Below are 14,099 nucleotides of genomic sequence, written 5' to 3' on the forward strand. Positions count from 1 at the left end.
CGTGAGGGTGGACGCGTCGGCCTGCGGGTCCGTGATAAGAGTACCCATACCCATAACAGAGTTAATGGACGTCGCCATCGCTGCGAAGCAACCTTTTCGTTTGGGCGTCACCTTGCCGCGATTTTCAGCAATGCCGCGCTACGGGGCCGACTAAGGCCGGTTCAGCATCAGGTGGGCATGGGCGAAGGCGAACTTGCGCCGCACGCCGTCGGGCAGGATGAACGGGTAGACATCCGGCAGATCAAGCGCCCGGTTCACGTGGTTGACCGAGATCGAGATCGCGACGGCCCGGGTCACGAGGTCGCCCGTCTTCGTGTCGGCATAGGCGTCGTAGCCTTGTGGCCTGTCGCCGTGCAGGCTCAGCCCGGCCGCATCGGCGCTGTCGGCCAGGTCCACAAGGTGCAGCAGGTGCGCGATGGTTTCGGCCCAGTCCTCATGCGGGTGGGCGGTGGCATAGCTGGTGATGTGGTCATGGCCCGCCGGGCGCGGTGCCTTGTAATGCGCATCCAACGCGGCGCCGTAATCCGCCCGTTCGTCACCGAAAAGGGCGCGGAACTCGTTCGTGAACCCAACGGACTCGGCAAGGCGCAGGAACAGGAAATGCGCGATCTCGTGGCGCATATGGCCGGTCATGGTGCGATAGAGCTCTCCCAGCTCTTCCTGCCGCTTGGCGAGGACGGGATCGCTGGCCTCTGACACGTTAATGGTGATCAGGCCATCCGCATGGCCCATCGTGACGTTGGTTTCGCCGGTCAGGGTCTGTTCCGACAACATCCGGAAAACGGGGCGCGCGCCCGTATCGGCGTGATTGAACCAGCCCCAGCGGCCCAGGTTGGCGATCACCCAGCGTTTCGCCAGCTCGCTCCGGGTCCAGAGAGGGTGATTGTCCGGCTCTGCCAGATCCGGAACGGTTTCCGTCATCGCGCAGGACCGGCACAGACCGTCCGTTTCAGCCAGCCAGTTGCAGCCGATCTCGTCCCGGTTGGCGCAGAATTGCCCCCCCGATTGCATCCGCTGCGCTTCGGGATCGAAGGCGACAGCGGTGCCGCAACCGCAGGCGAGGTTGTGGAAATAGACCGGGGCGGCGCAGGCCGGGCATTGGAAGATTTGCATGTCGTGATCCTTTGTCCCGTCCTGTCCGGTCGTGTCGTGGCGAACTCGGGCGGTTGGGTCGGGGTTCCCATCGTCGTCGGGTTTTGTCAACTCTTCCCGGTGCTGCGGTGGCGCGAAAGGGCGCGGTCGGGCAATGCAGGGGTGCGGTCTCATGGCGCTTTTCGTGGCAGTCGAAATCGGGTAGCCCGACGCCATGAGATTGATGGTGGTGGATCTGGGCGTGTCCCGCGGGGGCGTGCCGGTGCTGGAAGGGGTGAACTTCTCCGTGGAGGCGGGGGAGGCCTTGGTGCTGACCGGGCCGAACGGGTCGGGCAAGACGACGCTCTTGCGCACGCTGGCCGGGTTGCAGCCGCCCCATGGCGGCAAGATCGTCGTCCCCGACAGCGAGGCCATCACCTATGCGGGACATGCGGACGGCATAAAGGCGGTGCTGAGCGTGCGCGAAAACCTGGATTTCTGGGCCCGCGTGCATGGCGGCAAGGATATTGCCCCGGCGCTGGACGGCTTCGACCTGCAGGCGCTTGCGGACCGGCCTGCGGGCAGCCTCTCGGCGGGCCAGAAACGGCGGCTTGGACTGGCGCGCCTGATGGTCACGGGCCGCCCCATCTGGCTGCTGGACGAACCGACCGTGTCGCTCGACAAGGCCTCGGTCGAGTTGTTCGCGGGCGCCGTGCGCCGACATCTCGAGGGCGGGGGCATCGCCGTCATGGCCTCGCATATCGACATGGGACTGGACGTGCGCGTGGTGGATGTCACGCCCTTCCGTGCAAGGGCGCAGGTGACGCGGACCTTCGACGAGGCCTTCCTGTGATCGCGCTGCTGATCCGGGATATCCGGCTGGCCGTGCGCGCCGGTGGCGGCTTCGGGTTGGGCCTGGCATTCTTCCTGATCGTCGTCGTTCTGGTGCCCTTTGCCGTCGGGCCGGAGACCACACTGCTGTCGCGGATTGCCCCGGGCATCCTGTGGATCGGCGCGCTGCTGGCCTGTTTGCTGTCGCTGGACCGTATCTTTGCGCTCGACCGCGAGGACGGGTCGCTGGACCTGCTGGCCAGCGCGCCGCTGCCGATGGAAGGCATCGTGACCGTCAAGGCGCTGGCCCACTGGATCACGACCGGTCTGCCGCTGGTCGTGGCGGCGCCGGTCCTCGCCGTGCTGCTGTCGCTGCCGGAGGCCGGGTTCCTCTGGCTGGTCCTGTCGCTGCTGATCGGCACGCCGGCGCTGTCGGTCATCGGGACGTTCGGCGCTGCGTTGACGGTCGGGATCAAGCGGGGCGGCCTGTTGCTGTCCTTGCTGGTGCTGCCGCTTTACGTGCCGACGCTGATTTTCGGCGCTGAGGTCGCGCGGCGCGGGGCAGAGGGGCTGGAGGTCGACACGCCACTGTTCCTGCTGGGCGCGATCACACTGTTTTCCGTGGCACTCTTGCCCTTTGCAAGTGCCGCGGTATTGAGAATGAACCTGCGGTAATGTGAATGGTCCGTGTGGATCAGGGGGGATAGAGAGGGCACATGAGCTCGATCTGGGAATATGCCAATCCGAAGAAATTCATCGAGACGGTGGACAAGGTTCTGCCGTTCGTGTCGGTGCTGGCCGCAATCGGGCTGGTCGCCGGGCTGATCTGGGGGTTCTTCTTCACCCCGGACGATTACCGCCAGGGATCGACGGTCAAGATCATCTACCTGCACGTGCCAAGCGCGCTGATGGCGATCAATGCCTGGCTGATGATGCTGGTGGCCTCGCTGGTCTGGCTGATCCGGCGGCACCATGTATCGGCTCTGGCGGCGCGGGCGGCGGCCCCGGTGGGCGCGGTCATGACGATCATCGCGTTGCTGACGGGCGCGATCTGGGGGCAGCCGATGTGGGGCACCTGGTGGGCCTGGGACCCGCGGCTGACCTCGTTCCTGATCCTGTTCCTGTTCTACCTGGGCTATATCGCGCTATGGTCCGCGATCGAGAATGACGACACCGCCGCCGACCTGACCAGCGTGCTGTGCATCGTCGGATCGGTCTTCGCGGTGCTGTCGCGCTATGCGGTGAATTTCTGGAACCAGGGTCTGCACCAGGGCGCATCGCTGAGCCTCGACAAGGAAGAAAACGTCGCGGACGTGTTCTATTTCCCGCTGCTGGTGTCCATTGGCGGGTTCATCCTGCTGTTCCTGGCGCTGGTTCTGCTGCGCACCCGGACGGAAATCCGGGCGCGCCGGATGCGGGCGCTGCTGATCCGGGAGAGAATGTCATGATGCCGGAACTTGGAAAATATGCCGGCGCGGTGCTGAGCTCCTACGGATTGTCCCTGGCCCTGCTGATCGCGCTGATCTGGTACAGCCTGTGGCGCTCGCGCCGCGTTGCGAAATCCCTGAAGGACGTCGAGGATAGGGTGAAGAATGGCTAAGGTGTCTCCGCTGATGATCCTGCCGCCGGCGATTTTCGCCGGTCTGGCCGCAGCCTTCTATATCGGGCTGCAACGGGACGATCCGGACCAGTTGCCCTCGGCCCTGGCGGGCAAGGAGGCCCCGGCGGTCGAGTTGTCGGCGCTTGGCGATCTGCCGGGCTTCGACGACGCGACGCTGCGCGATGGCGAGGTGAAGCTGGTGAACTTCTGGGCGTCCTGGTGTGCGCCCTGCCGGGTCGAACACCCCAATCTCGAAGCGCTGGCCGAGGATGGCCTGGCCGTCTACGGCGTGAACTACAAGGACGCGCCGGACAAGGCGCTTGGTTTCCTCGAGGAACTGGGCAACCCCTACGCCGCCGTCGGGGCCGACCCACAGGGGCGGATGGCGTTGAACTGGGGGCTTTACGGCGTGCCGGAAACCTACGTGATCGACGGCGACGGCAATATCGTGCTGCGCTTTGCCGGGCCGGTGACCCAGCGGGTGATCGAGAACACGCTGGGACCCGCCCTGGCCGAGGCGCGCGGCGAGTGATCCGGGTCTGACCGCGCCGCTTGTCGCAAAAGGTGCCGTCTTTTCTTCAAGCTGTTGATCCCAAAGAAAAAGGCCGGTGCGATGCACCGGCCTTTCCTGTTCGTCGATCCGGCTGGATCAGGAGGCTTTCGCCAGGTCGCGCAGCACGTAATGCAGCACGCCGCCGTGTTCGATGTACTCGATCTCGATCGCGGTATCGATCCGGCACTTGATCATGATCTCTTTCGAGGAGCCGTCACCATAGGTGATCGTGCAGGGCACTTCCTGCAGCGGCTTGATCGTGTCGAGGCCCGAGATCGCGACGGTTTCATCTCCCTTCAGACCCAGGGTCTTGCGGGTGTCGCCGCCGGTGAATTCGAACGGGATCACGCCCATGCCAACCAGGTTGGAACGGTGGATACGTTCGAAGTTCTCGGCGATGACCGCCTTGACGCCCAGCAGGGCCGTGCCCTTTGCTGCCCAGTCACGCGAGGAGCCGGCGCCGTATTGTTCACCACCGAAGATGACCAGCGGGGTGCCGGCCTCCTGGTAGGCCATGGCGGCGTCGTAGATCGAGGTCTGTTCGCCATCGGGGCCCTTGGTATAGCCGCCCTCGACGCCGTCCAGCATCTCGTTCTTGATGCGGATGTTGGCGAAGGTGCCGCGCATCATGACCTCGTGGTTGCCGCGACGCGAGCCGTAGGAGTTGAACTCGCGCACCGGAACCTGGTGATCGGTCAGGTACTTGCCCGCCGGGGTGGTGTCCTTGAAGGACCCGGCCGGAGAGATGTGGTCGGTGGTGACCATGTCACCCAGGATGGCCAGGACCTTGGCTCCCTCGATGTTCGAGATCGTGCCGGGGGTCTTGGACATGCCCTGGAAGTAGGGCGGGTTCTGGACATAGGTCGACGCGGCCGGCCAGTCGTAGGTTTCGCTGTCGGTCGTGTCGACCTCCTGCCATTTCTCGTCGCCCTTGAAGACGTCGGCATACTTGGACTGGAAGGCTTCCTTGGTGACGGTCTTTTCCACCAGTTCGGCGATCTCGGCCTGCGACGGCCAGATGTCTTTCAGGTAGACGTCGTTGCCGTTCTTGTCCTGACCGATCGGATCGTTGGCGATGTCGACGTTCATGTCGCCGACCAGCGCGTAGGCCACGACCAGCGGCGGGGAGGCCAAGTAGTTGGCGCGGACATCGGGGCTGATCCGGCCTTCGAAGTTCCGGTTGCCCGACAGGACCGAGGTTGCCACCAGGTCGTAATCGTTGATCGCCTTCGAGATCGGCTCGGCCAGCGGGCCGGAGTTGCCGATACAGGTGGTGCAGCCATAGCCGACCAGGTTGAACCCAACCGCGTCGAGGTCTTCCTGCAGGCCTGCAGCTTCCAGGTAGTGCGACACGACCTGCGAACCGGGCGCCAGCGAGGTTTTCACCCAGGGCTTGCGGTTAAGGCCCAGTTCACGTGCCTTGCGAGCAACGAGGCCCGCGCCGATCATCACGTAGGGGTTCGACGTGTTGGTGCAGGAGGTGATCGAGGCGATCACGATGGAGCCGTCATGCAGCTGATGCGCGGCATCCTTGTCCTTGTACCAACCCTTCTTGTGGTTGCCTTCGTCGCCCGGGATGTCGCGGGGTTCGGGGGCACCGCCCTCGGCTTCCCAGCGGCCTTCGGCGGCCGGGGTTGCATCCTTGCCGTCGCGCAGGCCTTTGATGAACTTGGCGAATTCGGTCGATGCCTTGTCCAGCGCGATATAGTCCTGCGGACGTTTCGGGCCGGAGATGGCGGGCACGATGGTGCCCATGTCCAGCGACAGGGTGTCGGTGTAGATCGGATCGTAATCCGCGCTGCGCCAGAACCCGTTTTCCTTGGCATAGGCTTCGACCAGGGCGACGGTGTCGTCGTCACGGCCGGTGTTGCGCAGGTAGCGCAGGGTTTCGTCGTCGATCGGGAAGAAGCCGCAGGTGGCGCCGTATTCCGGGGCCATGTTGGCGATCGTCGCGCGGTCGGCCAGCGGCAGGCTGTCCAGGCCTTCGCCGTAGAATTCGACGAATTTGCCGACAACGCCCTTTTCACGGAGCATTTCCACGACCTTCAGGACGAGGTCGGTGCCGGTGGTGCCTTCGACCATCTTGCCGGTCAGTTTGAAGCCGACGACTTCGGGGATCAGCATGGAGATCGGCTGACCCAGCATGGCGGCTTCGGCCTCGATCCCGCCGACGCCCCAGCCCAGAACGGCCAGGCCGTTGACCATGGTGGTGTGGCTGTCGGTGCCGACCAGCGTGTCGGGGTAGGCGACCAGTTCACCGTTCTGGTCCTTGTCGGTCCAGACGGCCTTGGCCAGGTATTCCAGGTTCACCTGGTGGCAGATGCCGGTCCCCGGGGGAACGACGCGGAAGTTTTCAAACGCGCCCTGGCCCCATTTCAGGAACTGGTAGCGCTCCATGTTGCGCTCGTATTCGCGGTCCACGTTCATCTGGAAGGCGCGCGGGTTGCCGAATTCGTCGATCATGACCGAATGGTCGATCACCAGGTCGACGGGGTTCAGCGGGTTGATCTTCTGGACGTCGCCGCCCAGACCCTTGATGCCGTCACGCATGGCGGCAAGGTCGACCACGGCGGGAACGCCGGTGAAGTCCTGCATCAGCACGCGGGCCGGGCGGTAGGCGATTTCGACGGGGTTCTTGCCGCCGCTCTTGCCCCAGTCCGAGAAGGCCTTGATGTCGTCGACCGACACGGTCTTGCCGTCTTCGAAGCGAAGCATGTTTTCCAGGACCACCTTGAGAGCGGCAGGAAGCTTGGAGAATTCACCCAGGCCCGCGGCTTCCGCGGCAGGGATGGAATAATAGGCAATGCTGGAAGACCCGACCGAGAGCGTCTTGCGCGTCTTGGAGGTGTCCTGACCGACTGTGATGGGCATGGTGGCTCCCTTTCAATATGGAAAGCGGGGTATAGCTGGCCCGCTAATGCCCCATTGCGAAGAATGGATCAAGAGGGCGCAGCTGTAAATGTGTACTATTGTATACATAAACCCCGACCCGCTCACGACAAGTGTTGCAGGCGTTCTCAAAACCTTGATTGGCCGTTTCGGATCGCTTTGACTAGGAAAGGAGCAGGAGAGCAACAAAGGGGCGAGCATGTTTGCACGCATCGGAAAGGTCGCAGCACTGGGCCTTGGTCTGGTTTTGGGTGGGATTCCCGCCCTGGCGGAAGAGGACAGACCCGTGGTGGTCGAACTTTTCACCTCTCAGGGATGTTCGTCCTGCCCGCCCGCTGACGCTTTTTTGAGCGTTCTGGCGCCGCGTGATGACGTCATCGCCCTCGGCTTCCATGTCGACTACTGGGATTACATCGGCTGGAAGGACGTCTTCGCCTCGCGCCATTTCTCGGAACGGCAGAGAGCCTATGCCAAGGCGGCCGGTCGCCGGTCGGTCTACACGCCCCAGATGATCATCAGCGGCACCAAGGACGTGATCGGCAATCACCCGATGGATGTGACCGAACTGATCGACGAACATCGCGACCGCCCGACGCGGATCGACCTGGACCTGACCCGCGGGCCGGGTGGCGTGATCACCGTGGATGCAGAGGCGCTCACGCCGTTTCCGCATCCTCTGCTGATTCAGCTTATCCGCTACCTGCCCGAGGCCAAGGTCGAGATCACCCGAGGCGAGAATGCCGGTCACAAGCTGGTCTATTCCAACATCGTGACCGACTGGTCGATCCTGGCGGAATGGGATGCGCGCCAGCCCTTCAAGGCCGATGTGCCGATCAAGGGCGATGCGCCTGTCGTCGTGCTGGTCCAGCAGAAAGGCCCGGGCGCGATCGAGGCCGCGGCACGCCTGCGTTAAGCGGTTCCGTCTGCCGGATCGGGCTGATGGGCCCGGTCCTTCCAGCGACGGTGGATCCAGAACCACAGCTCCGGATGGTCGCGCACCCGCGCCTCCAGCGAGTCATTGAGCGCCTGGCCCATCTCTTCCGGCGTGGAATGCGGGATCGGATCCTCGAACACCAGCCGGAAGCTTAGCCCGTCAGGCTGACGAATCCCGTAACAGGGCACGATCGGCACGTCGTATTTCAACGCGATCTCGGGCACCGAAAGGGCCGTGTAGGCGCGTTTGCCGAAAAAGGTCAGAGGCGCGCCATGATCGAAATGCTGATCGGTCAGCATGGCCATCACGTTGCCTTCGCGTACGAATTTCATCATCTGCGCCAGACCGCGCCGCCCGCGTTCAAAGAGCGGGGTCGACGGCTGCGACAGGGCCTTTTCGTAATGGCGATTGAAATAGACGTTGTTGAGCGGCCGGTAGAGCCCGCCGACATCGCCGAACTTCATTGCCACGAAGGAGCGGACCGCATCGTAATTGCCGAAATGGCCCGAGATGATGAAGACCGAGCGGCCGGCGGCGCGGGCGTCTTCGATCACCTTCCAGCCGGGGCCTTCGGGCGTGACGCTGGCCAGTCGTTTCTTCAGTTCGGCGCCGGAATAGGTTTCGATCAGCGTGCGTCCGGCATTGTCGGGCACCTCGCGGGCGATGCGTTCGACCTCTGCCTCTGGCAACTCCGGCCAGGCATGGGCCAGGTTCTTGCGGATGCGTTTGCGCCAGCCGGCCAGCGGCGCGACCACGCGTGACACGAACCAGCCAACCGCCGGGATGCGCCAGCGATAGGGCAGGGACATGGCCAGCCGGATCACCCCGCCAAGCGCGAGGTTCGCGGTGTATTGGCTGATCCGTTTCAGCGGTGGAAGGGATTTCGGGTCCATGTCCTGTCAGCTCAGCGGCGGTCGTCGGCTTTGACTTCGGCCAGTTTGGGGGCGGCGCGGGTTTCTCGGTGCCAGACATAGATGCCCGCCGCCACGATCACAACGGCCCCGATGATGGTCCAGACATCCGGGAACTCTCCGAAGACCAGCACTCCCCAGAAGGTCGCGACCAGCAGGCCGACATATGCAAAAGGCGCAAGCATCGCCGCTTCGCCGGCGCTGAGCGCGCGGATCATCAGCAATTGCGCACAGGTGCCGAAGACCCCCATCAGCAGCATCAGCCCGATGGTGGGCAGGTCGGGCGTTTCCCAGCGGAAGATGACGAGGATCGACAGGATGATCGACCCCAGCAGGGCACCGTAGAAAAGCGAAGTCCACGGATCCTCGCGATTTCCGACATGGCGGGTCACCAGCGAGAAGGCGGAGTAGAAGACGGCGGCCGACAGCGGAAAGATCGCCGCCCAGGAAAACACGCCGCTGCCCGGGCGGATGATGATCAGCGCGCCGATCAGCGCGGCCGCGATCCCGAAGAGCCGGCGAGGCCCCAGCTTTTCGCCCAGGAAGATCGCCGCGCCCAGGGTGATCAGCACCGGGTTCACATCCATGATCGCGGTGGATTCGGCCAGGCCGAGAAAGCTGAGCCCGGTGAAGAAGGACGAGGTGGCGCAGAGCAGGAAGATCGAGCGCAGGAATTGCAGCTTGGGGAAGTTGGTCTTCGCCACGCTCTTCAGCCGCGGGGCGATCAGGATCAGCACCAGCATCGCCTGGCCGAAATACCGCGCCCAGAGCGCCATGAGCGGCGAGGATTGCATCGACACGGCCTTGGCCGTGGCATCCATCGTCGCGAAGAAGAAGATGGCGCCCATCATCATCAGGATGGCGCGGTTTTGCTGGCTGAGGCGGGCCCACATGGCTAGACCTCCGCCGCCCTGGGATTGGCCCCGGTCAGGGCGGAATGGGTCACGTCGAACATGGCGCCAGCTTTAGGCGCGTGTCGGTTGAGTGTCCAGATGCAGGGCGCGACATGGGCCCGTGATTGGGCCCGTGATCAGTAGGGGCCCGTGATCAGTTTGGGCCCGTGATCAGTCTTCTTCCTCTTCGGCGATGAGAAGGAGTTCGCCGGCGGTTTCCATCCCGCGGATCGTCGTGACGATGCTGGTCATCGCGGCCTCGCCATCCTTGGCCTTGACCTTGCCGGCCTCCTGCACCTCTTCGCGCAGCTGATCGGCCAGGCGGCCGGACATGTTGGAGAGGATGTATTCGGCAGAGCGGTTGGTTTCCGGGGTTGCGGCAGCCGCGGCCAGCGCGGTGACCAGTTCCAGTTGATCCAGCTCGCGGACCACCTTTGGAATGTCGCGCGGGGCGATGCGGTCGGGGATGTTGACGAAGGTGAAGATTGCCTTGCGCACCTCGTCGGCAAACAGCCGGTCGGTTTCATCGAGGCCGTTCAGCACGTCGTCCCGTGTGGCGGCCGTTGAGTAGTTGAGGATCGCGCCGACCCGTTCGACCGGGCCCTTGTCGAAGACGCTGGCGGGTTCCGCATCGATCTGGGCGGCCAGCGACAGGCCGATCCGGTCCAGCGCGTCGGGTGTCACGCTGGAGGTCTGATTTACGGCGTAAGTTATGCGACGCGCACGATCGCCGGGCAGCAGGCCGAGCAGTTCGGCCGCCTTGGAAATATCCAGCTTGGACAGGATGATCGCCGCAACTTCGATGCTTTCGCCCTCGATGATCTTGGCCAACTTCTTGGCATCCTGCGCCTTCAGCCGTTCCCACGGATCACCGGCCTGGCGCACCCCGGCCTCTTTCCGCAGGCGGGCGGCTGTGTGCGGGCTGATCCGGCCATCGAGCACGGAGAGCGCGCCGCCGATGCCACGCGGGAAGGTCAGGCCAAGCGATTCCAGTTCATGGGCGAATTCCTCCACCACCTCGGACAGCGTATCGCGGGTGATGGGACGCATGTCGCCCAGGATGCGGGTCAGGTCGGCCTGCAGATCGTCCGGCAATTCCTGTAGCGGCACGTCTGCCCCATGCGACAGGGCCAGACGAATGATGATTGCCGCTTTCTGCCTGCGTGTCAGCCGAACGCCGCCCCGTGAAAAAGGCGCGTTTTGCGCCAATGGGGTGAGATTGCCCATGCTCTTCCCGATAAATTGCCTGTTTCCGTTTGGAGACAGATAACCAAAGAGGAATGAACAAAGGCTTTAACGCGGACAGGTTCTGCGGCTTATCAGCCGATGCAGAGGTTGTTGACCGGGTCGTGCTTGGACCCGGCGGGGCAGACCTCTTTTTCCGGGGGCCATTGCATCTGGCGGCAGATTTTGGCCTCCGCCAGGACGGGCAGGGCAATAAGGGCGGCGGTCAGGGTGATACGTAGGGACATAGAAGCGCTCCTGTTGAAATGCAGTTACGCTAGCATGACCAATCCATTCCGCACACGGATCATTGTTCCTGAAATCAGGACAATGTGTTTCCGTCAGCTGGACACGACCTGTTCGCAGGTCTTCGTGGCGGAATTCCACTGCGTGCCTTCGATGCAGGATTCGGCCGCATGTTTTTCGGCACAGCTGCTCTGTGCCAGCGAAAATGTCGGCAGAACCATCAAGGCGGATGCAAGAATAAAGCGGGTCATGGCGGACCTCCCTCTCTTAACCTTGGGGAAGCCTACCATGACCCTGCGATTTTCCGAACGGTGAGCCGCACCTGGCCCACGATCTTGTCATTCCTCGCCGAAAACCCGCGCAAAAATCGTGCCCACATGCTTGGTGTGGTAGCCGAGGTCGAACTTCTCCTCGATCTGCGCCGGTGTCAGCGCCTTCAGCACGTCTTCGTCCTTCAGCAGTTCTTCCTTGAAGTCCTTGCCTTCTTCCCAGACCTTCATCGCGTTGCGCTGCACCAGCTTGTAGCTGTCCTCGCGCGACACGCCGGCCTGGGTCAGGGCCAGCAGAACCCGTTGCGACATCACCAGGCCGCGGAACTTGTGCATGTTGGCCAGCATGTTGTCGGGATAGACGACCAGGTTCTCGATCACGCCGGTCAGACGCGCCAGCGCGAAATCAAGCGTGACGGTGGCGTCGGGGCCGATATTCCGCTCGACCGAGGAATGCGAGATATCGCGCTCGTGCCACAGGGCGACATTCTCCATCGCCGGGATGGCCATCGACCGCACCAGGCGCGCTAGGCCGGTCAGGTTCTCGGTCAGGACGGGGTTGCGCTTGTGCGGCATCGCCGACGACCCCTTCTGGCCCTTGGAGAAGAACTCCTCGGCTTCCAGGACCTCGGTGCGCTGCATATGGCGAATCTCGGTCGCGATGTTTTCCACCGACGATGCGATGACGCCCAGCGTGGCAAAGAACGCGGCGTGGCGGTCGCGCGGGATCACCTGGGTCGAAATCGGTTCGGGCACCAGGCCCAGCTTGTCGCAGACATGTTCCTCGACCGCGGGGTCGATATTGGCAAAGGTGCCGACCGCGCCGGAAATAGCGCCGGTCGCGATCTCGGCCCGGGCATCGCGCATGCGGGACAGGTTGCGGTCCATCTCGGCGTAGAAGCGGGCAAAGGTCAGGCCCATCGTGGTGGGTTCGGCGTGGATACCATGGCTCCGGCCGATGCGGACCGTGTCCTTGTGCTCGTAGGCGCGTTTCTTCAGCGCGGCCAGCAGCCTTTCCAGATCCGCGATCAGCAGGTCGGCGGCGCGGGTCAGCTGCACGTTGAAACAGGTGTCCAGCACGTCGGACGAGGTCATGCCCTGGTGGACGAAGCGCGCCTCGTCGCTGCCCACATGTTCGGCCAGGTGGGTGAGGAAGGCGATCACGTCATGCTTGGTGACGGCCTCGATCTCGTTGATCCGGTCGACGTCGAATTCGACATCTTTCGCTTTCCAGACTGCTTCGGCATTTTCCTTGGGGATCACGCCGAGATCTGCCATGGCATCGCAGGCATGGGCCTCGATTTCGTACCAGATGCGGAACTTGGTTTCGGGCGACCAGATGGCGACCATGTCGGGACGGGAATAGCGGGGGATCATCGGGCTCTCCTAGGCTTTGCGGGCCTCTTAGCGTCGGCAGGCAGAGGCGACAAGGGCCGTGAGGGGCGGTAGGATGACGCGCAGCAGGGAGCAGGCGATGAATCTGAACGATTTCGAGGGAATCTGGGCGCTGGAGCGTCAGGTCAGCAATGCGATCGGTCCCGATGCGGTGTTTGCCGGACATGCGCGTTTCGTTCAGGACGAGGAAGGTCTGATCCTGACCGAAGAAGGCCGGATGACGATCGAGGGGCAGGTGCCGATGCAAGGGGTGCGGCAATACCTGTGGCGGCAGGAGGGCGCGGATATCGTGGTCCTGTTCGATGACGGCCGGTTCTTCCACCGGTTCCACCCCGACGGCACGCCAGAGGCCGGCCACGATTGCGCGCCCGACGTCTACCAGGTGGCCTATGATTTCACGGCTTGGCCGGTCTGGACGGCGCGTTGGCAGGTGGTCGGCCCGCGCAAGGATTACCTGATGACATCGCGCTACACCCGGGCGTGATCTGCTTTGCACTTTTGCAAATTAGCCGGATTTGCAAAATCTGGATTTGCAAGTTCCACACGCAGAGAGGCCTTGCAACGCTTGCGTCGTGATCGGTCGTTCGGCATCAAGTTGCAAACTGCATAGTGGAAATTGGAGGAGTGAAATGTCCCATGCATCTCGTCACGGCGTCCTGAGTGATGCCTTCGGTCCGACCGAAGGTGCCGCGCTGCGCCTGAAACAAGCGGCCCTGGTGATCGCCGGGATCGCGGTTCTGGCAATCTGCGCCAAGATCAAGGTGCCGGTTCCCGGCTCTCCCGTCGCTGTCGGCATGGGGACCTTTGCCGTGCTTGGCATCGGCGCGGCCTACGGTGCGCGGCTCGGCCTGGTGACCATCATGGGTTACATGCTGATCGGCATGCTGGGCTTCGACATTTTTCAATCCTCTACAGCCGATCTGAACGGTGTGGAGTATATGATGGGCGGCACCGGCGGCTACCTGCTGGGCTACGTGATGGCGACCGTCCTGCTGGGCGTGCTGGCACAGCGCGGTTGGGACCGGTCGGTGCTGTGGATGGCGCTGGCGATGCTGCTCGGCAACATCCTGCTCTACATTCCGGGTCTGGCCTGGCTGGGTACCCTCTATGGCTGGGACAAGCCGATCCTGGCCTGGGGCCTGACACCGTTCATCGTCGGCGACCTGCTGAAGCTGGCACTTGCGGCCTTGATCCTGCCGCTTGCTTGGAAACTGGTGGGCAAGGCGCGCGGCTGACCAGCCCGGCCAGACAAGGCCAGGTCAAGCCACACAAAAGGAAAGGCG

General features: G+C 63.5%; 16 protein-coding genes. 8 read left to right on the forward strand and 8 right to left on the reverse strand.

Translation table 11 applies throughout. The features are described from left to right. Nucleotides 1–150 precede the first annotated feature (150 nt). Complete coding sequence (locus ATO9_RS15145; RefSeq protein WP_043750898.1) at nt 151–1,113, reverse strand: zinc-binding metallopeptidase family protein; 963 nt, start codon at nt 1,111–1,113, stop codon at nt 151–153. A gap of 193 nt (nt 1,114–1,306) precedes the next feature. Between ATO9_RS15145 and ccmA the strand changes: the two genes are divergently transcribed. Genes ccmA through ATO9_RS15170 form a run of 5 tightly spaced genes read left to right on the forward strand, consistent with a single transcriptional unit; the run spans nt 1,307 to nt 4,034 of the window. After that, nucleotides 1,307–1,924, forward strand: a complete 618-nt coding sequence (ccmA, locus tag ATO9_RS15150; RefSeq protein WP_043750900.1) for a heme ABC exporter ATP-binding protein CcmA — start codon at nt 1,307–1,309, stop codon at nt 1,922–1,924. Continuing rightward, nucleotides 1,921–2,577 carry a heme exporter protein CcmB gene (gene ccmB, locus ATO9_RS15155; protein ID WP_043750901.1) on the forward strand — a complete coding sequence of 219 codons (657 nt, stop codon included), beginning with the start codon at nt 1,921–1,923 and terminating at the stop codon, nt 2,575–2,577. The genes ccmA and ccmB overlap by 4 nt, the downstream gene beginning before the upstream one ends. Before the next feature lie 41 nt (nt 2,578–2,618). Then, entirely contained in the window at nt 2,619–3,350 is a 732-nt protein-coding gene (locus tag ATO9_RS15160; RefSeq protein ID WP_043750904.1) for a heme ABC transporter permease, read from the forward strand. After that, complete coding sequence (gene ccmD / locus ATO9_RS15165) at nt 3,347–3,502, forward strand: heme exporter protein CcmD (RefSeq protein ID WP_043750906.1); 156 nt, start codon at nt 3,347–3,349, stop codon at nt 3,500–3,502. Before ATO9_RS15160 ends, ccmD begins: the two co-directional genes overlap by 4 nt. Continuing rightward, the gene (locus ATO9_RS15170; RefSeq protein ID WP_043750908.1) at nt 3,495–4,034 is read left to right on the forward strand and encodes a DsbE family thiol:disulfide interchange protein; all 540 of its coding nucleotides are present in this window, start codon (nt 3,495–3,497) and stop codon (nt 4,032–4,034) included. Before ccmD ends, ATO9_RS15170 begins: the two co-directional genes overlap by 8 nt. A 117-nt stretch (nt 4,035–4,151) precedes the next feature. Here ATO9_RS15170 and acnA read toward each other — a convergent pair whose 3' ends face one another. Then, nucleotides 4,152–6,926, reverse strand: a complete 2,775-nt coding sequence (gene acnA / locus ATO9_RS15175; protein ID WP_043750909.1) for an aconitate hydratase AcnA — start codon at nt 6,924–6,926, stop codon at nt 4,152–4,154. 217 nt (nt 6,927–7,143) lie between these two features. Here acnA and ATO9_RS15180 point away from each other — a divergent pair, with 217 nt between their 5' ends. Then, nucleotides 7,144–7,857: a DUF1223 domain-containing protein gene (locus tag ATO9_RS15180; RefSeq protein ID WP_081979599.1), complete on the forward strand. Its 714-nt coding sequence runs from the start codon at nt 7,144–7,146 to the stop codon at nt 7,855–7,857. Here ATO9_RS15180 and ATO9_RS15185 read toward each other — a convergent pair. From ATO9_RS15185 to purB, 6 genes are all read right to left on the reverse strand, one after another. Beyond that, entirely contained in the window at nt 7,854–8,771 is a 918-nt protein-coding gene (locus tag ATO9_RS15185) for a lysophospholipid acyltransferase family protein (RefSeq protein ID WP_081979600.1), read from the reverse strand. The two genes, ATO9_RS15180 and ATO9_RS15185, sit on opposite strands and share 4 nt — an antisense overlap. An 11-nt stretch (nt 8,772–8,782) precedes the next feature. Further along, on the reverse strand, nt 8,783–9,682 hold the full coding sequence (locus tag ATO9_RS15190) for a DMT family transporter (protein WP_043750912.1): 900 nt from the start codon (nt 9,680–9,682) through the stop codon (nt 8,783–8,785). 171 nt (nt 9,683–9,853) lie between these two features. Then, entirely contained in the window at nt 9,854–10,909 is a 1,056-nt protein-coding gene (locus ATO9_RS15195) for a flagellar motor switch protein FliG (protein WP_043750914.1), read from the reverse strand. A 92-nt stretch (nt 10,910–11,001) separates the two neighbouring features. Then, nucleotides 11,002–11,154 (reverse strand): hypothetical protein, encoded by a 153-nt coding sequence (locus ATO9_RS24325; RefSeq protein WP_156127883.1) that lies wholly within the window; start codon nt 11,152–11,154, stop codon nt 11,002–11,004. 93 nt (nt 11,155–11,247) lie between these two features. Beyond that, entirely contained in the window at nt 11,248–11,403 is a 156-nt protein-coding gene (locus tag ATO9_RS24330; protein WP_156127884.1) for a hypothetical protein, read from the reverse strand. 87 nt (nt 11,404–11,490) lie between these two features. Next, entirely contained in the window at nt 11,491–12,798 is a 1,308-nt protein-coding gene (gene purB / locus ATO9_RS15200) for an adenylosuccinate lyase (RefSeq protein ID WP_043750917.1), read from the reverse strand. 73 nt (nt 12,799–12,871) lie between these two features. Here purB and ATO9_RS15205 point away from each other — a divergent pair, with 73 nt between their 5' ends. Together ATO9_RS15205 and ATO9_RS15210 are read left to right on the forward strand one after the other, a co-directional pair. Beyond that, a complete protein-coding gene (locus ATO9_RS15205; protein ID WP_238318783.1) occupies nt 12,872–13,300 on the forward strand; it encodes a DUF6314 family protein in 429 nt (142 codons plus the stop codon). Nucleotides 13,301–13,445: 145 nt separating this feature from the next. Next, nucleotides 13,446–14,051 carry a biotin transporter BioY gene (locus ATO9_RS15210; protein ID WP_043750924.1) on the forward strand — a complete coding sequence of 202 codons (606 nt, stop codon included), beginning with the start codon at nt 13,446–13,448 and terminating at the stop codon, nt 14,049–14,051. Nucleotides 14,052–14,099 lie beyond the last annotated feature (48 nt).

The sequence above is a fragment of the Pseudooceanicola atlanticus genome (assembly GCF_000768315.1).
Lineage (GTDB): Bacteria > Pseudomonadota > Alphaproteobacteria > Rhodobacterales > Rhodobacteraceae > Pseudooceanicola > Pseudooceanicola atlanticus.